This is a genomic window from Nocardia sp. NPDC004568 (assembly GCF_040609955.1).
Taxonomy (GTDB): domain Bacteria; phylum Actinomycetota; class Actinomycetes; order Mycobacteriales; family Mycobacteriaceae; genus Nocardia.
In genome coordinates this window covers 44,624-68,816 of the sequence record NZ_JBEXLL010000014.1, presented here as the reverse complement: position 1 = coordinate 68,816, position 24,193 = coordinate 44,624, and the positions used below count along the sequence as shown (strand labels likewise).

Annotated in this window: 21 protein-coding genes and 2 pseudogenes; 11 read left to right on the top strand and 12 right to left on the bottom strand. The window is 70.9% G+C overall.

From position 1 onward, the window contains the following. The 3 genes from ABZV91_RS09865 to ABZV91_RS09855 all read right to left on the bottom strand — a co-directional run bounded on the left by ABZV91_RS09865 (position 1) and on the right by ABZV91_RS09855 (position 2,110). On the bottom strand, positions 1–429 hold the full coding sequence (locus ABZV91_RS09865) for a hypothetical protein (protein WP_355238167.1): 429 nt from the start codon (positions 427–429) through the stop codon (positions 1–3). An 83-nt stretch (positions 430–512) separates the two neighbouring features. After that, positions 513–1,634, bottom strand: coding sequence for an AI-2E family transporter (locus tag ABZV91_RS09860; RefSeq protein WP_355238254.1), 1,122 nt, complete (start codon positions 1,632–1,634; stop codon positions 513–515). A 101-nt stretch (positions 1,635–1,735) separates the two neighbouring features. Then, positions 1,736–2,110 (bottom strand): SHOCT domain-containing protein, encoded by a 375-nt coding sequence (locus ABZV91_RS09855; RefSeq protein ID WP_355238164.1) that lies wholly within the window; start codon positions 2,108–2,110, stop codon positions 1,736–1,738. A 222-nt stretch (positions 2,111–2,332) separates the two neighbouring features. Between ABZV91_RS09855 and ABZV91_RS09850 the strand changes: the two genes are divergently transcribed. The 3 genes and pseudogenes from ABZV91_RS09850 to ABZV91_RS09840 all read left to right on the top strand — a co-directional run bounded on the left by ABZV91_RS09850 (position 2,333) and on the right by ABZV91_RS09840 (position 6,250). Next, positions 2,333–4,966 carry a LuxR C-terminal-related transcriptional regulator gene (locus tag ABZV91_RS09850; protein WP_355238161.1) on the top strand — a complete coding sequence of 878 codons (2,634 nt, stop codon included), beginning with the start codon at positions 2,333–2,335 and terminating at the stop codon, positions 4,964–4,966. Between the two features lie 112 nt (positions 4,967–5,078). After that, positions 5,079–5,276, top strand: a complete 198-nt coding sequence (locus ABZV91_RS09845) for a hypothetical protein (protein WP_030519143.1) — start codon at positions 5,079–5,081, stop codon at positions 5,274–5,276. 141 nt (positions 5,277–5,417) lie between these two features. Further along, positions 5,418–6,250 (top strand): annotated as a pseudogene (locus ABZV91_RS09840) (aldo/keto reductase). A gap of 206 nt (positions 6,251–6,456) precedes the next feature. Here the strand turns inward: ABZV91_RS09840 and ABZV91_RS09835 are convergent. Next, positions 6,457–7,476, bottom strand: coding sequence for a polysaccharide deacetylase family protein (locus tag ABZV91_RS09835; protein ID WP_355238157.1), 1,020 nt, complete (start codon positions 7,474–7,476; stop codon positions 6,457–6,459). Positions 7,477–7,595: 119 nt separating this feature from the next. Here ABZV91_RS09835 and ABZV91_RS09830 point away from each other — a divergent pair, with 119 nt between their 5' ends. The 3 genes from ABZV91_RS09830 to ABZV91_RS09820 all read left to right on the top strand — a co-directional run bounded on the left by ABZV91_RS09830 (position 7,596) and on the right by ABZV91_RS09820 (position 11,828). Further along, positions 7,596–9,188 carry a putative glycoside hydrolase gene (locus ABZV91_RS09830; RefSeq protein WP_355238154.1) on the top strand — a complete coding sequence of 531 codons (1,593 nt, stop codon included), beginning with the start codon at positions 7,596–7,598 and terminating at the stop codon, positions 9,186–9,188. Between the two features lie 102 nt (positions 9,189–9,290). Beyond that, positions 9,291–11,108, top strand: coding sequence for a cutinase family protein (locus tag ABZV91_RS09825; protein ID WP_355238151.1), 1,818 nt, complete (start codon positions 9,291–9,293; stop codon positions 11,106–11,108). A gap of 222 nt (positions 11,109–11,330) precedes the next feature. Beyond that, entirely contained in the window at positions 11,331–11,828 is a 498-nt protein-coding gene (locus tag ABZV91_RS09820) for a nucleoside deaminase (protein WP_355238148.1), read from the top strand. A gap of 13 nt (positions 11,829–11,841) precedes the next feature. On the opposite strand, the gene ABZV91_RS09815 is transcribed toward ABZV91_RS09820, so the two are convergent. From ABZV91_RS09815 to ABZV91_RS09805, 3 genes are read right to left on the bottom strand one after another with little or no spacing between them, the layout of a single operon-like run. Then, the gene (locus tag ABZV91_RS09815; protein ID WP_355238145.1) at positions 11,842–12,486 is read right to left on the bottom strand and encodes a class I SAM-dependent methyltransferase; all 645 of its coding nucleotides are present in this window, start codon (positions 12,484–12,486) and stop codon (positions 11,842–11,844) included. Continuing rightward, a complete protein-coding gene (locus ABZV91_RS09810) occupies positions 12,483–13,151 on the bottom strand; it encodes a DUF2064 domain-containing protein (protein WP_355238142.1) in 669 nt (222 codons plus the stop codon). The genes ABZV91_RS09815 and ABZV91_RS09810 overlap by 4 nt, the downstream gene beginning before the upstream one ends. A 59-nt stretch (positions 13,152–13,210) precedes the next feature. Continuing rightward, positions 13,211–13,882: a glycosyltransferase family 2 protein gene (locus ABZV91_RS09805; protein WP_355238139.1), complete on the bottom strand. Its 672-nt coding sequence runs from the start codon at positions 13,880–13,882 to the stop codon at positions 13,211–13,213. Positions 13,883–14,004: 122 nt separating this feature from the next. Between ABZV91_RS09805 and ABZV91_RS09800 the strand changes: the two genes are divergently transcribed. From ABZV91_RS09800 to ABZV91_RS09785, 4 genes and pseudogenes are all read left to right on the top strand, one after another. Next, entirely contained in the window at positions 14,005–15,396 is a 1,392-nt protein-coding gene (locus tag ABZV91_RS09800; RefSeq protein WP_355238251.1) for a hypothetical protein, read from the top strand. A 206-nt stretch (positions 15,397–15,602) separates the two neighbouring features. After that, positions 15,603–16,289 carry a histidine kinase dimerization/phospho-acceptor domain-containing protein gene (locus ABZV91_RS09795; RefSeq protein ID WP_355238136.1) on the top strand — a complete coding sequence of 229 codons (687 nt, stop codon included), beginning with the start codon at positions 15,603–15,605 and terminating at the stop codon, positions 16,287–16,289. Positions 16,290–16,362: 73 nt separating this feature from the next. Next, positions 16,363–17,270, top strand: a pseudogene (locus ABZV91_RS09790) (polysaccharide deacetylase). A 371-nt stretch (positions 17,271–17,641) separates the two neighbouring features. Continuing rightward, positions 17,642–19,075 carry a DUF1254 domain-containing protein gene (locus tag ABZV91_RS09785; RefSeq protein ID WP_355238133.1) on the top strand — a complete coding sequence of 478 codons (1,434 nt, stop codon included), beginning with the start codon at positions 17,642–17,644 and terminating at the stop codon, positions 19,073–19,075. Between the two features lie 119 nt (positions 19,076–19,194). Here the strand turns inward: ABZV91_RS09785 and ABZV91_RS09780 are convergent, their stop codons facing one another. Then, the gene (locus ABZV91_RS09780) at positions 19,195–20,241 is read right to left on the bottom strand and encodes an NAD-dependent epimerase/dehydratase family protein (RefSeq protein WP_355238130.1); all 1,047 of its coding nucleotides are present in this window, start codon (positions 20,239–20,241) and stop codon (positions 19,195–19,197) included. 178 nt (positions 20,242–20,419) lie between these two features. Between ABZV91_RS09780 and ABZV91_RS09775 the strand changes: the two genes are divergently transcribed. Further along, on the top strand, positions 20,420–21,415 hold the full coding sequence (locus ABZV91_RS09775) for a zinc-binding dehydrogenase (protein WP_355238127.1): 996 nt from the start codon (positions 20,420–20,422) through the stop codon (positions 21,413–21,415). Between the two features lie 36 nt (positions 21,416–21,451). Here the strand turns inward: ABZV91_RS09775 and ABZV91_RS09770 are convergent, their stop codons facing one another. The 4 genes from ABZV91_RS09770 to ABZV91_RS09755 form a co-directional block, all read right to left on the bottom strand. Beyond that, complete coding sequence (locus ABZV91_RS09770; protein ID WP_355238124.1) at positions 21,452–21,997, bottom strand: SRPBCC domain-containing protein; 546 nt, start codon at positions 21,995–21,997, stop codon at positions 21,452–21,454. Beyond that, positions 21,994–22,338, bottom strand: a complete 345-nt coding sequence (locus ABZV91_RS09765; protein WP_355238121.1) for a metalloregulator ArsR/SmtB family transcription factor — start codon at positions 22,336–22,338, stop codon at positions 21,994–21,996. Before ABZV91_RS09765 ends, ABZV91_RS09770 begins: the two co-directional genes overlap by 4 nt. A 32-nt stretch (positions 22,339–22,370) precedes the next feature. After that, complete coding sequence (locus ABZV91_RS09760; RefSeq protein ID WP_355238118.1) at positions 22,371–23,210, bottom strand: aminoglycoside adenylyltransferase domain-containing protein; 840 nt, start codon at positions 23,208–23,210, stop codon at positions 22,371–22,373. Positions 23,211–23,564: 354 nt separating this feature from the next. Continuing rightward, positions 23,565–24,053: an FBP domain-containing protein gene (locus ABZV91_RS09755; RefSeq protein ID WP_355238115.1), complete on the bottom strand. Its 489-nt coding sequence runs from the start codon at positions 24,051–24,053 to the stop codon at positions 23,565–23,567. Positions 24,054–24,193: the final 140 nt, after the last annotated feature.

Sequence of the window (24,193 nt, the reverse complement as noted above, 5' to 3'; positions counted from 1 at the left end):
TCAGGTCTGCTGCGGCCGCCAGGTCGCGATCGCCCAGATCACGACGATATTGAGAGCGATGATCAGGACCGACCACCACGGGTAGTAGGGCAACCACAGGAAATTCGCCAGAATCGACAACGCGGCGATACCTATCGCCAGGCCGCGACCCCACGCCGTCCCGGTGAGCAGGCCGAGCGCGCTGATGATCAGCACGATGCCGAGGACGAGATGAATCCAGCCCCAGGTCGTGACGTCGAATTCGTAGGCGTAGTTCACGCCGACGACGAACAGTTCATCCTCGGCGACGGCGGCGATTCCTTCCAGTACCGACAGCGCGCCGACGGTCAGCAGCAGAATCGCCGCGGCGATCGAGGTACCGGCCGCGACGCCCTGCCGTACCGGGGACCGGCCCGAGGTGCTCGCCATCGGCTCCTGTGCAGTAGTCATCTCCACTCCTTCCGAGCGCAGGTGTGCGTCGACTCTCGCGTGGGCGCGAAAGGTTCACCTCACCCGTCGCGGGTGAAACCGGTTCACGCCGCCGGGCCGGCGGCCGGCGCCTCGTCGTCGGGTTCGGTGCCGGGGGGCGCCCGGTCACTGATGAGTACGTCCATCCACCGGGTCGACGGATCGATATCGAACAGCAGCGCCTTGGCCAGCAGCGTGAGCGGAATGGCCAGCAGTGCCCCCAGCGCGCCCAGCACCCAGGACCAGAACACCAGGGAGAGGAAGGTGACCGTGACACTCAGGCCGACCGCGTCACCCACGAACTTCGGCTGGATCACCGACTGCACCACCACGTTGAACACGCAGTAGAGCACGATCACCCACACCATCCGTGTGAAACCACCGTCGAGCAGGGCCAGCAGCGCGGGTGGGATGAGCCCGATCACGAAACCGATGTTGGGGATGTAGTTGGTGATGAACGACAGCAGTCCCCACAGCACCGGGAACGGGACCGCGAGCAACCACAGCGCCACACCGTCGAGCACTGCCACGATGAGCCCGAATACCGTCGAGACGATCAGGTATTTGCGGGTACCGGCGGCGAAGGTGCTCAGCACGTGCGAGATATCCGGCCGCATCCCGGCCACCACGGTCATCCGGCGCCCGATGGTCATCCCGTCGAATGCCATGAACAGCAAGAGGGCCAGCACGAACAGCAGATTGGAGAAGACGCCGGCGAGTTCGCGCAGCGCGCCCTCGAGCACCTCGACCAGTTTGCCGAAATCGAAACCGCTCAACGCCTGCTGGATCCGGTCCTGGTCCACATCGAACCGTTCCAGCAGTGCGCGGACCTGGTCGAACAACGCGGAGAACTGATCGGAATAGTCCGGGAGCGCGGTCGCGAGCTGGGCGGCCGACAACGCCATCGCGGCGACCAGCCCCAGGAGCACCAGATACACGACCGCCAGGGCCGCGAGCATTCCCACCCAGGCCGGAGCGCCGCGGCGTTGGAGCCGGGTCTGGATGGGCTGCGCCGCGATGGCGAACATCAACGCCAGGAACACGGGGCCGAGCACACCGGAGAACGCCTTCGCACCGGTGACTGCCACCACCGTGGCCGCCGCGACGAGCAGCACGATCAGGCCGCGGGGTATCGCCCACTGCCCCGCCGCGCCCGCCGGCGTCCGCCCGGCGTCTTCCCGCGCCACCGCGCCCTCCGGGGCCGGCCCCGGCCCCTCCGGTTCCGCGGCCTCCCGGCCCGGCCGGGTGTCCTTCGATACGGGATCGCCGGAGCCCGGGACCGGTCCGGTCACGACATGGCCTTGGCCTTGAGCCGTTCGAATTCGCTCTCGGTGATCGTGCCCTCGGCCAGCAGCCGCTTCGCCTCGGCGATCTGGGCGGCCGGACTGGTCCCGGCGGTCTGCTGGATGTACTTCTTCTGCGCCGCCTCGACCTGTTCGGCTTCCACAGCCGCGCGTTCGGTCATGCCCCGGCCGCGCACGATCAGGTAGACCAGCGAGGCCAGCAGCGGCAGCACGATCAGCAGCACCACCCAGATGGCCTTGAGCCAGCCCGGGGTCTGCTTGTCCCGGAACAGGTCACCGATGATGTAGAAGAGCAGCAGCAGATAGGCGACGAACGCGAAACTCACCACGATCAACCAGAGCACTTCCCAGAAGGACATGGCCCACCTCGTTCGCTTGCGGATACAGGAGTCCCCGGTGCCGGCGACCCGTCCACGCTAGGGCTGCCGCCGGGCCACCCGGCTCACCCGATGCGGATGATTTCACCCGGATACGCCCTGGTAACAGGTTGGTTCACGACCCGCTGGAAGCCCTCGCGGCTCCGGTAGGCTGCGGCCGAGTGCGTGCTAGTGCTGTTTCGGACGACGTCTTCGGGAGGCACCGTGACCACTTCGCCAACACTGGATCTGACGGGCCGCTCGGTATCGCGGGCCCGGGCCCGGTCACCCATCCCGGTGTTCCCCTTCACTCCCGTGTCCCGGCCACGATTGCACGCGGCGCTGGACACGGTGGCCGATGGCGGCAACGGCGGGATCCTGCTGGTGTGCGGCGCGGTGGGGATCGGCAAAACCGTGGCCGTCGCCGACTGGTCCGCCCGACGACTGTCGCGCACCCATCACGACACGCGGGTCGCTTGGGTCACGGTCGGCGAGCAGACCGGGCTGTGGGCGGAGCTGCGGTCCCGCCTGGGCAGTTCCGGGCCGGGCGCCGGACAGCCCGCGGCGGGGGTCGGTGAGGCCGAGGCGGTGATCGCCGCGCTCGCCGACGATTCCACGCCCACCGTCCTGGTGATCGACGACGCCCACCTGATCACCGACCCGCTCGCACTGGCCGGGCTCGAATACTTCCTGCAGTACGCGCCACCGACGGTGACGACCGTGGTGTGCGCCCGCTTCGAGCCACCGATCCGGTGGCACCTGCTGGAACTGCACTCCCGGCTGACCCGGTGGAGCGGACCGGACCTGGCATTGTCGCCGGAGGAGGCCGCCGGTCTGTGTGCCGAACACGGTTGCGCACTGGACCCGGAGTCATTGGGCATGCTGATGTCGCTCACCCAGGGCTGGGCCGCACTGGTCCGGATCGCGGCGATCTATCTGGCCGCCCACGACGGCGCGCACCGCGACGCCCTGACCGCGCTCGCCCGGCCGCCGCACGCGTTCGCCGACCTGCTGGTGGGCGAGCTCATCGACACCCTCTCTCCCGCGCTGCGCCAGTTCCTGACCTGCACCAGCATCGTAGAGGAGTTCACCGAGGAACTCGCCGACGCCATGGTCGGTGGCGGTGCCGCCCATCTGCTCTACGAACTGAACCGGATCAACTTCCCGATGACCTCGCTGACCCGGGGCGGCAAGGTCTGGCACACCTACCATCCGATGTTGCGCGCGTACTTCCGCGCCGAGGCGAACCGGCTCGGCACCGACCTGTGCTCGGATCTGCGGCTGCGCGCCGCGCGTCAGCTGATGTCGGCCGGGGAACTGCGCGCCGCGCTGCCCCATCTGCTCACGGTGGCCGATCACCGGCCGCTGGCCGGCTTCCTCGCCGAGCACGCGCTGGCGCTGGTGTTCGCCGGCGACGGTGCGGCACTGTTCGATTCGCTGGCCGATACCGCCCCCGATGTCCTGGCCGACCCGTATCTGCGGTTGTTGCAGGTCACCGATGCGCTGTTGCACGGGGACAGCGGTTCGGCGCAGGCCTACCGCGACAGCGCCCGGCTGCTCGCCGACGACGATCCGCTCTCGCTGGCGGGACCGTACCGACTCGAGGCGCTGACCACCGCGGTGGACGCGGAACTGGCGGTGGCCACGGGCAGCGCCACCGAAACCGGTGTGTTCCCCGACCGGATGCCGCCCGCCGACCGGCCCGATCTCGACGGCTACCTCGCGGTGACCACGGGGACGGCGCTGGCGTTACGCGGCGAACTGGCTCGCGGCGAGGAACGGTTACGGATCGCGCTGAGCCGCACCCGGTCCCGCTGCCATCCCCGGCTCCGGCTCATCGCGGTGACCCGGCTCGCGGTCACCGCGGGCCTGGCCGGATCGATCACGACCATGCGCCAGCGCGCCGAACGGGCCTGCGCCATCGCCCGCGATCACGATCTGCTGGACCTGCCGGAAACCGTGCACGCCACCGCTCTGGAGGCATACGGCGCCTACCTGCAGGGCCTCGAGCCGCAGCCCGGGCACATCCGGATCCTGTGCGCCGAGCACATCCGGCGCGACGGTACGCCGGGGCCGGTGGCCGGCTGGCTCCCGCATGTGGTGGGCAGTCTGCTGGACTGCCGGCATTCGGCCGACCGCGGCGCCGCGGCGGAACGGCTGCGCCGCAGTATCGGCCGGTTGCTCGACGCCGATCCGCCGCCCGCGCTGAGCGGGGGCCTGGTCGCGGCCGCTGTGTGGGCACTGCTGGAGGCAGGGGAAATCGCCACCGCGCAACATCTCACCGAGCGTGCGCGCACGGTGCTGGGCCGCACCCCCGATACCGTGCTGTCCGGCGCCGCCCTCACCGCGGCCTCCGGTAACCATCACGGTGTCGTGCTGCAGGTCGAGCCGCTGCTGACGGCCACCCCGAACCTGCATCCGGTCACCCAGCTGACCGGCTGGCTGCTCTACGCCCGCGCCCACCACCAGCTGGGCAATGATTCCAAGACCCGCGAAGCCGTGGACAACGGCCTGTGCATCGCCGCCACCCACCGGATCACCCGGCCGTTCTTCGATGTGCCGGGCACCATCGAACTCCTCGACTACTACGCGGGCTGCTTCGGACATCGCAGCGCGTTCGCCGATTCGGTACGCGCCGGCCATCAGGCCCGCCGGCGAGCCGATCACCCCGCGCTCACCGCGACGGAGCTGACGATCCTGCGCCAGCTGCCCTCCGGCCGGACCACCCAGCACATCGCCGACGATCTCGGCGTTTCCATCAACACCGTGAAAACCCATATGCGCGGGATCTACGCCAAACTCGGCACCAACTCCCGGATGGAAACCCTGCAGGAGGCGCGCCGCACCGGCCTGCTCTGACCCGGGCCGGGTTCACCCGGTGCGGACGATGCGCCGCGCACGCGGCCGGCGCACACTCGAATGCGCTGCGACGGCACCGCCGTCGAACCGGTCCGGAAGTCAGGAGACGGCGATGCGATACCAGTTCACCATCGACGGCGAACTCTCCGAACGCGCGCTGGCCGCCTTCCCGGAACTCGACGGCGACCGGGACCACGGCACCACGGTGCTGTCGGGGGCGGTCACCGATCCGACCGGGGTGCGCGCCGTCCTGGCCCGGATCGACAATCTCGGGCTCACCGTGCTCGAGATGCGCCGGCTCCCGGACTGAGGGCCGGTCGACCGGCGTCCGGGCGACTGCCGACCGACCCCGGTCGGCCGGCGAGACAGCGCGGAGTAACGCAGTGCTCGCGCACTATCCGATGCCCGGGGCCGACCGGAACTGCCGCCATCCGGCGCGCACAGGACCGATATGACCCACTGGCCCGAGATCCGGTCGCACGGCCCGGCTCGGATTTGCCGCCCGCCAGGGATGCTCGGCACCGTGAACACACCCACCACCTCGCTCCCCGGCGGTACCCGGGCTCTGGGCGACTCCACCGTCACCCGGTTCGGTTACGGCGCGATGCAACTCGCGGGACCCGGGGTGATGGGACCGCCCGCCGACCGCGACCAAGCCCTGGCCGTCCTGCGGGAGGCCGTCGACCTCGGCATCACCCATATCGACACCAGCGACGCCTACGGGCCCTACCTCACCAACGAGCTGATCCGCGAAGCACTGCACCCCTACCCGGAGTCGCTGTTCCTCGCGACCGAGGTCGGCGCCGACCGTGACGCCCGAGGCGGCTGGCCCCGGCCCGGGTCGCTCGCCGAGGCATTCGGCACCCTCACCGAGCTCCAGCGGGAGGGCCTGATCCGTCACCTCGGGGTCAGCAATGCCACCGCGGAACAGATCGCCGAAGCGCGAACCATCGCTCCGATCGTCTGCGTACAGAACATGTACAACCTCGCCCACCGCCACGACGACGACCTCATCGACCGCCTCGCCGCCGACGATATCGCCTATGTGCCGTTCTTCCCGCTCGGCGGCTTCACACCACTGCAATCCGGAACGCTGTCGAGGGTCGCCGCCGGCTGGGAGCCACACCGATGTCCGTCGCGCTGGCCTGGTTGCTGCAACGCTCACCGAATATCCTGCTCATACCCGGTACCTCGTCGACCAGGCATCTGCGCGAGAACATCACCGGCGCGGGCCTCGTCCTCTCCGCCGAAGACGTGGCCGAACTGGACAGCATCGGCCGCTGAACGACGCGCCCGCGCTCCCGGAACAACGACCCGCCGGATTACGGCCACCGGCCGCCACCACCGACACCGACACGGTGGGGCGAATCGGCATCACGCGGCACGGGACGACCGGACGACCACCACCACGGCGGACCCGGACGCCGATCACGGCCGCAGGACACCGCACCCGGGGGTGGCCCGGTCGGGGCGCGGGCACTCACCACACGTCAGTACGGGGCGGCCCGCCCGGCCCAGCGTGGGGCGAGGTCACCGCCCGAACCGCGTGGGAACGAGATCCGCTGCGGGTCGCCATCGGAGGTGAAGCGGGATCCGGGGTTCGCGGCGAGTTCGTCGAGCCAGTAGGCGGAGTCGAACGGCACCCGCCCGAGACCGGACCGGATCCGCGGCACGGCGGCGGGGTCCACCGCACCGAACGGCGAAGGCGCGGGGTTCGCACCGACCAACATCACGGCCTCGAACCGGTAACCGAAACCGCCCCAGCTCCCCGTGAGAGCGAGAGCGGGGTCGGCCGGGGACGAGCCCAGCGGCAGGGCCATGGTGCGCACCGCGGTGCCCGGGGCGGCGGCGCCGATCGTCCGCACGTTCTGCGCCAGTTCCCGCTGCACACCCGCGGCGTCCAGCGAGCCCAGGTCCTGGTGGGTCGCGGTGTGCGCACCGATCTCGTAGCCGTGCGCGGCCAGCCAGGGCAGGGCGCGTGGATCGCCGCCGAAGGGGTCGTCGGTGACGTAGAAGGTGGCGCGGGCGGGGAAGTCCGGATGCCGGGCCGCGAATTCCTCCAGGACGGCCACCGCGCAGTCGGGAGCGGGCACGCCGTCGGCGGTGAACCGCAACTGGCTGGTGGTGGAGTCGTCGAAGGTGAGCACCACGGGATGGGTTCCCGCCGGGATGTCCACGGTTCCCGCGGCGTACTGCGCGGCGGTGATCGGCCGGTAGCCTTCCCGGTACAGCCGGTCGAGTTCGGCGCGGAACTCGGCCGGCGTCTGGTCGTATTCGCCGCCCGGCCGGGGCGAGAGCTGGTGATACATCAGGATCGGCACCATCCCGAGTTCGTCGGCCCCGACGGCGGCCGGGTCCGGCGGGGGCGGGGTGGTGACCGCCGGCGGCGGAGGAGTCGCCGGTGTGGTCTGCGGCGGCCGGGCAGCGGGTGTTCCCCCGCAGGCCGCGGCCGCCGCGCACACCACCGCCGTCACGACCGCCCGCACAACTGCTCCCGGGAACCGCACCATCGCCCGAATGTTACGTGCCGACAACGATTTACGTTCCGTCTCCGGGAAAGAGATTGAGCGGGGCGCGATCTGTCCATATTGACGGGACAGGTGTTCGTGGGAGTTGATGCGTTGTGCTCATGCGGTTCCGGACCGCCGATCGTCGGCGATTGGTGGTCTCGGCCTTCGGTATTGTCCTTGCGGTCGTGCTGGTCGTGGTCGGCGTCGGAGCCGGCCGCTCACCGGCACCCGCACTACCGCTGAGCGGCCTACCGCCGGGTCCGGTCGGTGCCGCCGCCCTGGCAGATCTGGTACTGCGGGTGGACGCCACCGGGTACGACCCGCGGGCGGTGGAACTCGCCGTGGACGGCGGGACGGTCACCGGCCGGGTGGAGGGCGAGACGGTGCTCTACCACCCGGAGGGCCTGTCCGACGGCGCGCACACCTTCACCGCACGGATCCCGGCCGGTGGTCCACTCGGATGGCTACGCGCCGAACCCGCCGCGTCGGCGACGTTCACCGTCGACACCACCGCCCCGGCACTGGAGGTGGTACCGCCACCGGCCGTGGGTTCCTACCGCGATCCCGTCACGGTGCGCGGGCGGGCGCCCGACGCCGTGCGCGTCTCGATCGGCACGCAGCAGGTCACCCCCGGGCCCGACGGCAGCTTCGAGACCGAGCTGCCGCATCATCCCTCCGGTGCCGCGGTGGTCGCCGTGGACGCGGCGGGTAACGAGACGAGCCGGCCGCTGGCCGCGGGTATCGATCTGCCGCGGATGCGCGCGGTGCACGTCACCGCCCACGCCTGGTCGCACGACGGGATGCGCGAATCGGTGCTGGACCTGGCCCGGCAGGGCCGGATCGACACCGTTCAGCTCGATATCAAGGACGAGGACGGTGTCGTCGGCTACGACTCACAGGTCCCGCTGGCCCGCAGTACCGGAGCGGCCACCCCGATCTACCGGGCCCGCGACGCGCTGCGGCAGCTGCACGGGATGGGAGTGCAGGTGGTCGGGCGGATCGTGGCCTTCCGCGATCCCGCCCTGGCCGGCTGGGCCTGGCACAATCAGCGGCCCGACTGGGTCGTCCAGAACCCGGCGGGTCAGCCCTATTCCAGCCATTACGGCGCCATCGCGTTCACCAATTTCGCCCACCCCGAGGTGCGGGCCTACAATATCGCGCTCGCCGTCGAGGCCGCCGAGCTGGGCTTCGACGGGGTCATGTACGACTACGTCCGCCGGCCCGACGGCAGCCTCTCGAGTATGAAGTTCCCCGGGCTCACCGGGCCGGCGACCCACGCCGTCGCCGGATTCCTGGGGCAGGCCCGGGAACCGGTACACACCGCCGGTGCCCATCTCAGCGCGGCGGTCTACGGTATCGCCGCCTCCCGGCCCGATCAGATCGCCCAGGACATCCCGCTCATCGCGGAGCAGGTGGACTTCGTGGCGCCGATGATCTACCCCTCGCACTGGAACACCGGGGAGTACGGAGTCGCCGATCCGAACAACCAGCCCTACGACATCGTGGCGGCCGCGCTCCGGGACTTCCAAGCCGTGACAAAGGGCACGAACGCGACGGTGATTCCGTGGCTGCAGGACTTCAGCCTCGGGGCCGACTACGGAGATGCCCAGGTCAGAGCACAGATCGATGCGACCTACCGGACCGGTATCGACAGTTTCTTCCTGTGGAGTCCGTCGGTGTCCTATCACCAGGGGGCACTGGACCCGAAGTGAGACCGTAACGCCGCGCACCCGGGCCGCGACTTCTCCGGTGACGCAATGGCCCGTCGGGGGGCCTGTCCGTCCATTTACCAGCAGTCGAATGGAGCTCGGGACATGGCTTTCCGAAGTGATCACCTGGTGCGCGCTCGCACCTACCTGACGCAGCACCGGCTCGCCGCGGCGATCGCGGCCCCCGCCGGTCTCGGCGTGGCGGCGGCGGTGGCGGCGGCCTACTCGGTGACCGCACCGGCCCAGCACGCCGATACCCAGCTGAAGGCGTCGGTCACCGAATGCCACGACATGGTCACCATCTCGGTCGCCGGACGCGGCGACACACCGGCCGCGGGCACCACGAAACTGCTGGTGGACGCCAATGGCAACCCGCTGCCCGCCGCGCTGTCCGGCGACCACAGCAGCGAATGGGTCGACCCGGTGGTCAACGCGCCCGCCGATGATGTGGACCCCGGTTCGTATGCCGCCGTCTACATCGCCTACCCCGCGAACATGGCCACCTACGAGGACGCCGTCACCACCGGCGTCGCCAACACTCAGCAGGTGATGCGGGAGATCGCCCAGGCCTGCCCGGATACCCGGTTCGCGATCGTCGGGTACAGCGAGGGCGCCGACGTGGTCCGGCGGGTGGCGATGGAGGTCGGGCACCAGGAGCAGCAGGACGGCGGCTATGCCATCGTCGACCCCGCCAAGGTCACCGGTGTGGTCATCCTCGCCGACTCCGGCCGCTCGGCGGGCGACGGCCCGTTCCCCGGCGCCCAGAACCCGCATGGCAACCCGGACAACTTCGATCAGCTCTACCAGAACGGCGGCAAACCGGTCCCCGGTCAGGGCGCGGTGGCCGGGACCAGCGGCGATTTCGGCGCGCTGAACGGCAAGATCGCCTCCTTCTGCTCCGACGGCGACCTCACCTGCGCGGCGCCGGACAATATCGCGCTGCTGCAACTGGTGGTCAATGTGGCCCGGCAGATGAACGTCGACGCCCTCGAACGTGAGGGCCTCACACCCGCCACCGGGCAGGATGTCGCGGTCGTCCTCAGCCGGGTCGCGCTGCTGGCACTGGCCGATATCCAGTCGCAGCCCAACTGGATGGCCGGCGACGAGACGTTCCTCGAAGTGTTGCTGCGCGTGTCGGACCCGGCCTACGAACCCGGGAAGACCACCACGCCGACGCCGGCGGACTCCATCTCGACCGACCAGCTGTCCCCGCTGGCCTACCTGCCGCAAAAGGTTCTCAACGAGATCGTCGGCCTGATCGTCACCAACCAGAACACCCTCCCGGTGATCCTGTCCGACCCCTATGCCCTCACCCTCGGACCCAACGCCAGCGGTCACCACTTCGACTACTGGCGCGACGCCGACCCGGGGAACGGCAAAACGCTCACCTCCGCCGAATACGCGGCGGCCTGGCTCACCCATCTGGCGAAGCAGGCGCAGGCCGGCGAACCGCTGGACACGAAGTCGGCCCCGACTGCCGAGGACCTCGACGACGCCTACCGGGCGGCGGCGGAGACCACGACCGAGCCCACGACCAGCGCGGCGGCCACCAGCACCACGGCCGCGCCGACGACGACCGGCACCGCCCCGACGACGACCGGCACCACTCCGGCGGCCACCGGCACCACCTCGGTGACCACACAGCCGGGGACCGGCACCCCGACCACGACCGGCCCGACGACCACGACCGATCCCACGACCGCGGCGCCGTCGACCACCGAAACCACCACGGAGCAGCCGACCACCACGACGGAGGCGCCGGAGACCGGCACCGTCGTGGCCACTCCCGAAGCGACGACTCCGCCGGTGGCCACGACCCGTCCCGCTCCCCCGCAGGTCGCGGTGAACAGCAGCTCGGAGACGCCCCAGCCGGGCACGACCCCGCAGCAGACCACCACCACGGCGGTCGCGCCGACGCCCTGACCCGCCGGCGCACGAGTGCCGACACCCGTGCGCTCGCCGGTCGGTGGACGGACGGGCGGTGCCGACGAACACGGTGCGCGGCCCGCGGCCGGAGCCGCCGGCGCCCCGGTGACGACAGGTCCCACCGATCGGGGCCGCGTGGGACAGGTAGCGGTGGACCGGCCACCATGGTCCGGCCCACCGCTACCACCGGGCCGGGTCGCCGTCGGCGAGGATGGGACCATGACGATTTCCGCGCACGATATGGAGTACCTGCGCCGCTGTGTCGAACTCGCCCGCGCGGCGCTGGCCGCCGGGGACGAACCGTTCGGGTCACTCCTGGTCGCCGCCACCGGCGAAGTCCTGTTCGAGGACCGCAACCGCGTGGCCGGTGGTGACCACACCCGGCACCCGGAATTCGAGATCTGCCGCTGGGCCGCCACCCACCTCGATCCGGCCGACCGCGCGGCGGCCACTGTGTACACCTCGGGCGAACACTGTCCGATGTGTTCGGCGGCGCACGGCTGGGTCGGACTCGGCCGGATCGTGTTCGCCACCTCGAGCGGCCGGCTCGCCGGATGGTTGCGCGAGTGGGGCGCTCCGGCGGCACCGGTGGCCGCGCTGCCGATCGCGCAGGTGGCCCCCGGTGTGGTCGCCGAGGGGCCGGCACCCGAGTTGGAGCAGGAGATGCGTGCTCTCTATCGGCAGTGTTTCGCCCCGGACGAGCCCGCCGCACCGTGATCCACCGCCCGGCTCAGCCACGCGCGCCGCTGCGCAACCAGGCGATATGGCGTCCCGAGATATCGGCCGTGGTGAGCAGGTGGAACCCGGTCTCCCCCGCGAGCCCGGCGGCGTGATCGATCCCCGCCTCCGCCCAGGGGAACCAGTCCCCGGCCTCGGTACGAGTTTCCAGCCGGATCTGCCGGACATCGATACCTGTTCCGGGACAGGAGAATTCGACAACAGCCAAACCACCCGGCCGGAGCAGGCCCGCGATACGCCGCAGAACCCGGCGCGGGTCGCCGCCGATCCCGATGTTCCCGTCGGCCAGTAGCGCGTAGTGCCATCGGCCGTCCCCGGGCAGCGGCCCGAAGATATCGCGGGCCACGGCCGGCGCGCCCCGGTGGCGGGTGACCGCGACCGCGGTGGGCGAGATGTCGACACCGAGGGCGATGACACCGCGGCGGCACAGCGCCGCCACCAATCGCCCCGGCCCGCATCCCAGATCGACCGTCGGTCCGTCGCAACAGCCGACCAGAGCCGAATCCACCTGCCGGTCGGCGGCGGTGATCCGGGCACCACCGAGCCAGCGGCGGGTCGGCAGCCGGGTGCGATCGCCGTCGGCGGAGCGGATCCAGCAGTCGCGGCCGGTCAGCGCCGGATCGAACCGGCCGATCATCGGGCGGCCCGGAACGCGCCGAGCGCCGCCACCTCCGCGGCGAACCGCCCGGAACAGCCGGCCGCGACCCGCAGGGCGTCCGCGTAGTGGTCGACATCGGTGAGCGCCGGCAGCATCCCGACGCGGTATCCGTGCGCGCGCAACACGCTCCGGGTGCGGTCGCCGGTGGCCGCGGTGGACACGGGTACCTCCGCGAGGAGGCGAGCCGCCCGCGGATCGGACAGTCCCAGCCCCCACCAGCCGCCGTCGGTGGCAGGGCCGAGTAACGCGTCGGTCCCGGATACCAGGGTGCGGGCCGCGTCGGCGAGTATCCGCGCGCCGAGCTGCGGCGTGTCCATTCCGATCTGCAATACCGGCAGCCCGGCCCGCGCGGTCTCGGCGTGAGCATTGGCCAGCCGCACCGCGAAACCCGCTCCGCGCTGCGGGACCACCTCGAAATCGGCCAGGCGCCGGGCGATCTCGCCGCCGGACTCCGCGGCGGCCAGGTCGCCGGTGAAGGCGACCACCCGGTGAGCGACCGGACAGGCGCTCACGGTATCGAGTGTGTCCAGCAGCGCGGCGGCCGCCAGCCGGGCGGCCTGCACCGGCGTCAGCGGCGGAGTGAGCCTGGTCTTGGCGTATCCGGCCACCGGCGCCTTGGCCACCACCAGCAAGGTCACCGGCACCGCGGCACCGGGGCGAGCACCGGCGTCCGGCCCCGGCGCGGGTGACCGCGCGGCCCGGCTCACCGCAGGACCGCCAGGAAATCGCGGGTGGCGCGCAGCGATCCCCGCGCTGTCCCGGAGATCTTCGACCGCCCACCGGCTCGCGCCCGGTAGCTGATATCGACCTCGCGTACATCCCACTGCGCCGCGGCGGCCCGGACCAGCAGCTCCAACGGATATCCGAAGCGGTCGTGCAGGCGGCCCAGCGATGCCAAGCGTTCCCGGCCCGCGACCCGCATGGCCCCGATATCGTGCACCGGCAGGCCGTAGCGCCGGCGCAACCGGCGGGCGACGACCCGATTGCCGAGCCGGGTGTGCCACGGCCAGACCCCACCGCGCACCGGGCGGCGGCGGCCCACCGCGAGATCGGCGCCGGCCCGGATCGCGGCCACCAGCCGGGGCAACTCCCCGGGGTCCATCGATCCGTCCCCATCGAGGACCGCGACCAGTTCGGTGCGGGCCGCGGCGATACCGGCCTGCACGGCGGCCCCGTATCCGGGACGCGGTTCACTGATCACGCGGGCGCCGCATCCGGCCGCGACGGCGGCGGTGCCGTCGGTCGACCCGTTGTCGACCACAATCGACCGATATCCGTCCGGTAGCGCGGCCAGGACCCCCGGCAACGCCTCGGCTTCGTTGCGGCACGGGATCACCACGGTGATATCGGCCGGTTCGCGGTGCTCTGTCGGCATGGGTGCAACGCTAAGCCCGGCGCGGCGGAAATCCTGTGACAAACCATGACGTCGTGTCCGAATGTCCTGGTGAATGCGCGGCCACGGCGCCGTATCGGCCTAGGGTGGCCTCTGTGCCGGAGCTGATCGAGATCACCGACCCCCGCACCCGGTTCCGGGGTGAGTTGCTCGGCGCCGTGGGCGCGGCGCTGCTGGTGGCGGTCGCGTTCACGGTTCCGCAACTGGCCGGCGAATCCTGGCGGCGCAGTCTGTTCGCCGCCGCCGCGCCCATTTTCGGCCACTGGTCGCCGCATATCGGCTGGGGCACTCTTCCGGCACTGGTTCTGGCGGCGGCCGTTGTCGTCCAGGGCCCGGCACTGGCCGACCGGCTCCCCTGGCGCCGGCTGCTCATCGCCGGATATCTCACGGCGGTGGTGTGGGCGTTCGCCCTCGCTCTGGTGGACGGGTGGCGGCGTGGTGTCACGGCACGGCTCGCCGACGGCCACGAATACCTCGCCGAGGTGCCCGGAGTCACCGATATCCCGGCAATGCTGGACTCGTTCGCCGGCCGGATCGTCGACGGGCAACCGGATTCCTGGACCACGCACGTCTCGGGCCATCCGCCCGGCGCGCTGCTGTTCTTCGTCGTACTCGACCGGATGGGCCTGGGCGGATCCACCTGGGCGGGAATCGTCTGCGTCCTGGCGGGATCCAGCGCGCCGATCGCGGTGGCGGTCGCATTGCGCGCCCTCGGTGCCGAGGACCGCGCGCGGCGGGCCCTGCCCTTCCTGGTGCTCGCGCCGGCCGCCGTCTGGACAGCGGTCTCGGCCGACGCTCTCTTCGCCGGGGTCAGTGCGTGGGCGGTGGCGCTGCTGGCCGTCGCCACCGGCGCGCGCTCCGCGCGCGCGGCGGGGCGCACGACCGACCGGCCGCCCGATTATCGCGTGAGCCGCCGGACCGCGATACCGCTCGCGTGTGCGGCCGGGGTGCTTTTCGGCTTCGGGATCTACCTGAACTACGGCCTGATCCTGATGGGGCTGTTCGCTGTCGCGGTGTTGCTCGCTGGACGCACCGTCGGGCCGCTGCTGCCCGCCGGGCTGGGGGCGCTGGTCGTGGTGGCCGGCTTCGCGGCCGCCGGGTTCTGGTGGCTCGACGGCTACCACCTGGTGGTCGAACGCTACTACCAGGGGATCGCCGCCACCCGCCCGTACGGGTACTGGTGGTGGGGCAATCTCGCCGCCACGGTCTGCGCGGTCGGTCTCGCGACGGCGGCAGCCCTGACGCGGGCGCTGGCACCGTCCCGGCTGCGTACGCTCGATCCGGCCGCGCTGCTGGTCGCCGCCGCCGTCTGCGCTGTCGCCGCCGCCGACCTCAGCGGGTTGAGCAAGGCAGAGACCGAACGGATCTGGTTGCCGTTCGATATGTGGCTGCTCGCGGCGACGGCGTTCCTGCCGCGCGGACATGTCCGGCCCTGGCTCGCCGTCCAGGCGACCGGGGCCCTGCTGCTGGTCCATCTGCTGCTGACGAATTGGTGAGGCATCCATGCGCATACTCGTGGCCGACAGCTACCTCCCGGTATCGGGCGTGGCACGCCGCGCCCCGGCCCGCGACGACCGCCCTCCGGGGGTAGCCGGAGTCCACCGGCGCGACCACGCCGAGCCGAGCGTCCGCCACTGCCTCGGGACCGTTCGGTTCCACCGCCGCACCGGGCGCCGGGCCGGTATCGCCGGGGAGCACAGCAGTGCCCGATGACCTGCCGGAGACCATCGTCTACACGGTGGCCGCCGCGCTGCCGGCGGTGGCGGCGGGCGCCCTGGCCCTGCGCGCGCTCCGCGAGCGTTCGCTCACCGCGTGGACCACGGCCCCGGTGCTCTTCCCGATCCTGGCCGCGCCGGCCGCTGTCGCCGGGGCCGGCGGGCTCCTGGGCACCGCCGGGTTCCGGGCCACCGCGGTCGTGCTGCTGCTGGTCGCCGCGGTCACCGTACCGGCCGCCGTGCTGCTGACCCGGGAGCAGGCCCGGAAAAGGGCGCAGGGGAAGCGGTTTCGCGAACAGGAGCACGCCGCCGAGCAGTCGCGGCGCGAACTGGTGGCCTGGGTGAGCCACGATCTGCGGACCCCGCTCGCCGGAATCCGGGCGATGACCGACGCACTCGGCAACGGAGCGGTGACCGACCCGGCCGATATCGTCCGGTACGCCGAGTGGATCGGCCGGGAGACCCGGCGGCTGTCCCGGATGGTGGACGATCTGTGCGAGATGTCGAAGATCTCGGCGGGCGCCCTTCGGCTCGATCTCGATCCGCTCGACCTGCAGGGACTCGTCGACGAGATCTACGCCGCCCATCGCGCCACCGTCGAGCACGCCGGAATGGATTCGCCCGCGAGCCCGCCCGCCGCGTCACTGCCCGTTGTCGCCGACGACGGGCAGTGACCGGGACGCGGCCGGCGTGTCCGGCCGCAACCGGACGACAGTGTTGCACCGACTACCGGAAGGAGTTGCGCGGATGGAGAGGAAGATTCAGGTGGCACTCGGCGTCGATGTCGATTCCTGCGCCGGCTGGCTCGGTTCCTACGGCGGCCAGGATTCACCCAACGATATGCAACGGGGAGTGTTCGCCGGCGAGGTCGGGGTGCCGCGCCTGCTGCGGCTGTTCCAGCGCCGCGGCATCCCGACCACCTGGTTCTGGCCCGGGCATTCCATCGAAACCTTCCCCGCGCAGGCGCGTCTCTGTGTCGAGGCGGGACACGAGATCGGTGCCCACGGGTACAGCCACGAGAATCCGCGGGCACTCACGCCGCAGCAGGAACGCGATGTCATGGCCAAATGTGTCGAACTGATCGAACAACTCAGCGGCAGCCGGCCCTGGGCTATGTCGCGCCGTGGTGGGAGATGAGCGAGCACACCGCGTCGATCCTCGCCGACTACGGGTTCTCCTACGACCATTCGCAGAATTACAACGATTTTGTGCCCTTCTACGCCCGCGTCGGTGACAGCTGGACGCCGGTCGACACCTCCGGTCCCGCCGCCCACTGGATGACACCGCTCGAACACGGGCACGAGATCGACCTGGTCGAATTCTGTGGCAACTGGTACGTCGACGACCTGCCGCCGATGATGTTCATCAAGGCGCACCCCAACTCACACGGCTTCGTCACGCCGCGCGCGATCGAGCAGATGTGGAACGACCAGTTCGACTGGGTGTACCGGGAATTGGACTACGCCGTCATCCCGGTCACCCTGCACCCCGACGTCTCCGGACGGCCGCAGGTGCTGCTGATGCTCGAACGGCTGCTGGACCGCTGGGCGGGCTTCGCCGGGGTCGAGTTCGTGACGATGGCGGAGGCGGCCGGGGAATTCCGTGCGCGCTATCCGTTCGAGCGCCCGGACCGGCCCGAATGCGTCGGCCGGTGAGCCCGCCGGCCCTGGGTCCGGGTATCGCCCACGGGACCTGATCCTGTCGTGTCCACCGCGACCCCGTACCGGCCCGCCGACACTTCCTGCGCGGACCGGGACGCGGATCACTATCCGATCGCCACTCGGGACCCGAACCTGGTTCTGACCGGTGATGGCGGTCGCCTGAGAATTCCGGGTTCGCGCAGCGCGGACCGGCGCTCGTCGAGGTCATGGCCGCCCGCGCCGTGCCGGTGCTTGCCGACCGGCGAGTACCGCATTCTTCCTGTCGCGCCTCTCGGCGGTGCGTCGTGGTCCGGCGTGCCGATCGTGCGATGGTGTTGGCCGGTGGGCTGTGCACAGTGCTTTGTCGGCGATCGATGGAGGCGGGCATGAGCGAGAGCGAAACCAGCGGCGACGAGACCACGGCGTCACCGCTGCTGCGGCAGATCAACAACGGACGCTGGTTCACCCGCGACGAAGCCGAGGCATTACGGGCGGAGTTGTACTACCAGCGTGCCGTGCACGCCTATATGACGATGCTCCCGGCGCTGAACGTGATCGGGATGCGGGACGGTTCGGAGGCGGCGTTCGGCGCGGGCTATCACGTTCTTCCGATCTGGAAGGACCGAATGGACAGCCGCACCTGGGTACCGACCCCGAACGCGGACGTCATCTACGCCATGAGCTACCTCGACCTGAAACGAACCGGACCGCTGGTGGTCAACGCACCCGCCGACGTGATCGGCATGTTCACCGACTTCTTCCAACGCACCCTCACCGACGTGGGTGCGGTCGGCCCCGACCGCGGCCGAGGTGGGTTGTTCCTGCTGCTCCCGCCGAACTACGACGGCCACGTTCCGGCCGGCTACTACACATTCGAATCCGCGACCTACAACGTATTCCTGTTCTTCCGCACCATCATGGGCCACGGCGGCAACGGCCCGGACCCGGCTGCCGGGGTCGCGGTGGCCGAACGGACCCGGGTCTATCCGCTGTGGGCGGAGGAGAAGAACATCCCGGCGATGGAGTTTCCCAACGCCAGCGGTGTGCGGGTGAACATGATGTACCCCACCGACTTCACCTACTGGACCAAGCTGAAGGACTTCGTCGATTACGAGCCGGTCGCCGCGATCACCGCGGAGCTGCGCGGTGTGCTGGCCTCGATCGGCATCGTCAAGGGCGAGCCGTTCGCACCCACCGACCGGCAGCGCGCTCAACTCGACCGGGCGGTCACCGACGCGCCGAGGATGATCCTGGCCGGCGCCCAGCTGGGCCGAGACGACGAACGCAACCTCTACTACGACGACCGCCGCTGGGAGCAGGCCTGGGCCGGTGGCACCGCCGAGTGGATGCAACAGTCCTACCTCGACATCGACGCGCGTTCCCGGTTCTTCCAGTACGCCTACTCCTCGGCGCCCGGAATGAACATCCACACCACCGGCGCCGGCGCCAAATATCCTTTCGCCATCCGGGACGCGGACGGGGAATTCCTGGACGGTACCCACACCTACGCACTCCACCTGCCGGCGAATCCGCCCGCGGATCTGTTCTGGGCCGCGACCGCCTACAACATCACCGACGGCACCATGCCCGAAACCGAGCAACTGCTGCCCTCGACCAACAGTTACTACGACATCCCGCACAACCCCGACGGCTCCATCGATCTGTGGTTCGGCCCCGAAAAACCCGACGGTGTCGCCGACGCCGCGTTCGTCCAGGTGATCCCGGGACGGCACTTCGTGGGCGTCCTCCGGCTCTACGGCACCGGCGCCGAGTTCTACGACCAGAGCTGGAAACCCGGCGACTTCGTCAAGATCCGCTGATCACCCACCGCCCGTCGGCGTGCCACCTCGGGATCGGTGCAGCCCGCGGTTCAGCGGCCGCAACGGCCGCCTCCGACCCTCGGTGCTGATCCGGCCGCGGCCGGTCGCGGGCCGCGTCGTCAGCCGATCACGGCGCCCGCCGCGGCCCGGCGGAGTGGGGCGGAGGCGAACTCCGCCAGCCCGGCGGCCGGGTCGACCCGTGCGGTGAACCCGAGCATCCGGCGGGCGCGCGCCGGATCGGCGACGATATGGCGCACATCTCCCGACCGCACCGCCCCGGTGATCACGGGCTCCGGCCCACCCTGGGCGGCGGCCAGGGTGCGCGCGACGTCGCCGATGGTGATCGGATGCCCCGAACAGACGTTCAACGGTTCGACACCGGGCAGTGCCGCCTCGACGGCGGCCACGTTCGCCGCGGCGATATCGGTGACGTGCACGAAATCCCGGGTCTGCCGTCCATCCTCGTACACCTGTGGCGCCCGCCCGGCCGCCAGGGCCGACCGGAAAATCGCCGCGACACCGGAATAGGGTGTATCCCTGGGCATTCCGGGGCCGTACGCATTGTGATAGCGCAGTGCGGTGACGGCGCCGCCGGTGGCCGCGGCCCACGCGGTCGCGTAGTGCTCTTGCGCCACCTTGCTCGCCGCGTACAGACTCCGGGGCCGCGCCGGCGTGTCCTCCGGTACCGGAGCCCAGCCGAGTTGTACGCCGTGGCTCCGGTATTCGAACCGGCCGGCCGCGAGGTCTTCCGACCGGCGTCCCGCCACTTCCACGATCCCGTCCGGCCCCCGGTAGAGCCCCTCGCCGTACACCACCATCGAGGAAGCCAGGACGAGCCGGCCGCACCCGGCACGGGCCATCGCGGCCAGTAGTACCGCGGTGCCGTAATCGTTGTGCCCGGCATAGGCGGGGGCGTCCTGGACGTCGACACCGGCGCCCACCACGGCGGCCTGATGGCACACCACGTCGACACCCGGTAGCAGCGGGTCGAGCCCGGCGGCGTCGCGGACATCCACCTGCCGCACGCCGGCCGGCGGCCGCGCTCCGGGGCCGTGCGCGGCGGGCAGCATCAGGTCGACCGCCACGACATCGTGACAGCTCGCCCGCAGCGCGGCGTGGACATGGGAACCGATGAATCCGGCGGCGCCGGTCAGCAGTACTCGCATGCCCCGATCCTGCCCGGTCACGGGCGCGGGGCCGGGCAACCGGACGCGAATGTCACGGTTTTGCCGTTCCGGCGGTGCGCACCCGGCTCCGCGGGCGGCGACGTCGGCTTGACCTAAACCTATGTAAAGGTTTCAGACTGGTCGAGTTCACCGGTTGTCGAACTCGAGGAGTGACATCGTGCAGGCAGTACAGGTAAAGGAATTCGGCGGACCCGATGTCCTCGAGCTGCGGGAGGTCCCGGTCCCGGAACCCGAAGCCGGCCAGGTCCTGGTCCGCGTCGCGGCGGCGGATGTGATGTTCCTCGATACCCGGCTGCGGTCGGGGTGGGGCACCGATTTCTTCCCCGTACAGCCGCCCTATGTACCCGGCGGCGCGATCGGCGGGATCGTCGCGGCCGTCGGATCGGGGGTCGACCCGGCGCTGCTCGGCACCCGGGTGATCGCACGGACGCTGGCCAGCGGCGTCGGCGGCGGGCTGCCCCTCGGCGGCTACGCCGAACACGCGCTCGCCGGTGCCGAGCACCTGAACCGGATACCGGACGGCGTGCGTGTCGACCAGGCGACGGCGGTGGTCCACGACGGCCATACCGCGCTCGCGGCCTTCGAGCGCGCCGGGATCCGGCCCGGGCAGCAGGTGCTGATCACGGCCGCGGGTGGCGGTCTGGGCACCCTGCTCACCCAACTGGCCCACCGGGCGGGAGCGCATGTGATCGCCGCCGCCCGCGGGGAAGCGAAACTCGCCCTCGCCCGGCGGCTGGGCGCGGAGACCGCGATCGACTACTCCGAGACCGGCTGGACGGACCGGGTCCTGGCCGCGACCGGCGGCCGCGGACCCGATGTGGTGTTCGACGGCGCGGGCGGCGCCGCGGGCGACGCCGCGGTGGGGATCGTGCCCGGCGGCGGACTCTTCATCGGATACGGGGCGGCGGCGGGTGAATTCGCCGCCGCGGGCGCCGAGAGCGCCCGCGAGCGAGGCGTAGAGGTGCTGAGCCTGTACGACCTGGACATCGGCAACGACAGCCGGGCCCGCTACGCCACCCGGATACTGGAACTGCTGGCCACCGGGCAACTCGAGGTGATCATCGGACAGACGTTCCCGCTCGCCGACGCCGTCGCGGCCCATGCCGCCATCGAGGACCGGTCCGCGCTCGGCCGCACCCTGCTGCGCGTCTGACCGCCCACCGCCGAATACTGTGCGGCGGTCGCCGGTTCAGCCGATGACCTCGGCGTACCGGCGCCCGAGCGCGAGGATCAGCGCACGGTCCGGATCGGCACCCGGGCCGGTGTCGAGCAGATCCGCCAGCGCGTCCAGGCAGATGTGGTATCCCGCGGCGGTTCCCGAGATCCCGTGTGGCCCCGGGGTACCGAACCAGACCGTGCACAGCAGCCGGGATCCGGCACCGTCGGGCACGATCTCGAACAGCAGATGCTCGTCTTCCCAGAGGAATTCGAACAGACGCGGCGGTTCCCAGGTCAGGATGCGCCCCGGCAGGACCGAGTCCTCCGGGGCGCTCCCCGCTTCGGCCGGTTCCTCGCTCGCCGGGTCGACCGACTCGGGCCAGAAGCGGAACCGCACCTCGGCGCCCGCGCGGCGCTCACCGATGATGTCCGCGGGGAACCAGTGCCGCAGATGCTCGGATTCGGTGAGCGCCCGCCAGACCTTCTCCGGGGGATGCGCGAGGTCGCGTTCGTAGCGGGTGCCCACGCGATCGCCGTCGCGCAGGATCTCACCGAGACGCCGGGTCGCGTCGGTCATGTCACTCCTCGGGTTTCGTCGGATTCTTCGTCGTCGGGCACGGTGTCCAGATACCGCTCGAACTCGTCGAGGCGGTCGGCCCAGATCTCGCGGAACGGGGCCAGCCACCTATCGATCTCCCGCAGCCGGGCGGGCGCGAGACCGTAGTGCCGGCGCGGACCGTCCACCCGGACCCGCACCAGCGCCGCCGCGTCGAGCATGCGCAGATGTTTCGACACATTGGGCTGGGCCGCGCCGAGCGCACCCACCAATTCACCGACGGTGCGCTCACCGTCGCGCAGCAGGTCGAGAATCCGCCGCCGGGTGGGATCGGCCAGTATCTCGAAGACATCGCGTACCACTCAGACAATATTGCCGTAGAGGAATATGCCTGTCAAGGCATATTGGTTCGGCCCCGACCCGGCCCGCCGGCGGCTTCGTTCCGCGCGGTCGCGGCCACGGTCCGGCTCACCCAGGCCGAGAATGCGGCGACCTGCTCCGCGGGCAGCTCCCCGGCCTGCCGTCGCGGTCGCTCGAAACTGCGCAGCGCCGCGCGCACGAGCCCGCCGAACCCGTCACCGGCCGTCGCGATCGCCCGGCCGGCCTCCCGCTTGGCCACCCAGCGACCGGTGCGGCAGAAGTGCACGGCCCGGCAGCCGTTGAGCACCCGGTTGTCCGCGAGGTGCCCGGCGCCGGACGCGTGCTCGTCGACCGACGCCGTCAGCGCGGCGAGCAGATCCTGCCGTCGCGGCGCCGCGAGAACCTCGCGCACCGGCCGCCCGAACAGCGGCAGCCCGCTCTGGTGAGCGACCGCGCGATCGATCACGTACCAGAAGGCCGGGGCCCCGGCGGAATCGAAATCCGCGACCGGGGGCAGCAGCGGGCCGGTGTTCAGGTTCAGCAGATATCCGGGTCCCGACGCTCCCGACGCGGCGAACTCCGAGTCGTAGACCACCAGCTCGAGTCCAGCGGCGGGGCAATCGAACCCGGGATGGACCAGTTCGTCGGCGAGGTCGTGGAGCAGCCGCTCGGGTCCGCCGGGCGCCACGATCACCGTGATATCGATATCGCTGCGACCGTGCCGGTAGTCGCCGAGCGCCAGCGACCCCACCGCGAAAACACCGACGAGCCGATCGCCGTGCACAGCACGCGTCCGCCGGACCAGTTCGGTCAGATACGGCCCGACCTCGACCGGTATCGGCCGGGCGGGCGCCGCCACCTCGGGGCCGATCACAGGTCGCGGGGGAAACGTCCGGTGGCGCGGAACGCTGCTCGGCGTCGCTCGGTCATACCGCCCAGGCTAAACGGCACCGTCCCGGGGCGCTGTCCATCGATACAGGACGGGTATGCGGCGATCATCGACCTGCTCGGTATCCGGCCCGGATCCATCGAGCCGGCGTGATCTCCCCGGACGTATCCTCCCCGGCCGGCGCGGTCCGGCACGGCCGGGCCGCCTCGGCCGGGGAGGATACGGGAGGCTCCGGATGCCGCTGTCGTGGCGCGGGATCCGGAACCCTTCCCGGGCCGGGTCTCGAGTATCGGCGCACGGCCACTACCCCTTTCTTTCGAGCGGTATCCACCGCGATGGTCAGCCGCGGACCCGGGTCAGGAACGCGGTGATGTTCTCCCGGATCTGTTCGATCCGGTACTCGGTATCGAAATCGTCGCGATAGGCGCGGCCCATCGCGGGCGTCTTCTTGCGGCGGGCGTACAGCGAGCACGCAAGATCGTCACACATATAGGTCCCGGTCGAGTTGCCGCGGCGACCGGCCTCGCCCGCCTTGCGTGCCGTCATCAGCACCACGCCGCCGTTGGTGTGCGTGGTGGAGCAGATCGTGCACATCTGCGAACGCCGTGGTCCACCGGTTTCGTAGCGCAGCGCGATCCCGGCCGGGCCGTGCTCCTCGGGTACCACGAGATAGGCGCGGCCGGAAGCTCCGGGATCGGACCAGCCCAGGAAGTCGAGATCGTCCCACGGGCGGTCGGCCAGGTCGGCGGGTACCGACAGACGTTTGGCGTCACCTTTCGAGCAATTGACGAACGACGCTCTGATCTCGCGTTCGGTCAGAGGTTCCATGACACTGTGTCTCCTTCGACAGTCGGGATGGACAAACCGCGACAATCTATCGGCCGGGCCACCGGCGGGCAATCGGTTTTCCGCCGGTGACCGATGCGGCCCACCCGGGGACGGTACGGCCTCCCACAGCCGCGGACGGC

Bases quoted from the DNA above. Each gene is read 5' to 3' on its own strand.
- ABZV91_RS09820 (WP_355238148.1), top strand. From the start codon at position 11,331: ATGACGATTTCCGCGCACGATATGGAGTACCTGCGCCGCTGTGTCGAA.
- ABZV91_RS09785 (WP_355238133.1), top strand. From the start codon at position 17,642: ATGAGCGAGAGCGAAACCAGCGGCGACGAGACCACGGCGTCACCGCTG.
- ABZV91_RS09770 (WP_355238124.1), bottom strand. From the start codon at position 21,997: ATGACCGACGCGACCCGGCGTCTCGGTGAGATCCTGCGCGACGGCGAT.
- ABZV91_RS09780 (WP_355238130.1), bottom strand. From the start codon at position 20,241: ATGCGAGTACTGCTGACCGGCGCCGCCGGATTCATCGGTTCCCATGTC.
- ABZV91_RS09805 (WP_355238139.1), bottom strand. From the start codon at position 13,882: ATGCCGACAGAGCACCGCGAACCGGCCGATATCACCGTGGTGATCCCG.
- ABZV91_RS09830 (WP_355238154.1), top strand. From the start codon at position 7,596: ATGCGGTTCCGGACCGCCGATCGTCGGCGATTGGTGGTCTCGGCCTTC.
- ABZV91_RS09855 (WP_355238164.1), bottom strand. From the start codon at position 2,110: ATGTCCTTCTGGGAAGTGCTCTGGTTGATCGTGGTGAGTTTCGCGTTC.
- ABZV91_RS09815 (WP_355238145.1), bottom strand. From the start codon at position 12,486: ATGATCGGCCGGTTCGATCCGGCGCTGACCGGCCGCGACTGCTGGATC.
- ABZV91_RS09835 (WP_355238157.1), bottom strand. From the start codon at position 7,476: ATGGTGCGGTTCCCGGGAGCAGTTGTGCGGGCGGTCGTGACGGCGGTG.
- ABZV91_RS09845 (WP_030519143.1), top strand. From the start codon at position 5,079: ATGCGATACCAGTTCACCATCGACGGCGAACTCTCCGAACGCGCGCTG.
- ABZV91_RS09755 (WP_355238115.1), bottom strand. From the start codon at position 24,053: ATGGAACCTCTGACCGAACGCGAGATCAGAGCGTCGTTCGTCAATTGC.
- ABZV91_RS09825 (WP_355238151.1), top strand. From the start codon at position 9,291: ATGGCTTTCCGAAGTGATCACCTGGTGCGCGCTCGCACCTACCTGACG.
- ABZV91_RS09865 (WP_355238167.1), bottom strand. From the start codon at position 429: ATGACTACTGCACAGGAGCCGATGGCGAGCACCTCGGGCCGGTCCCCG.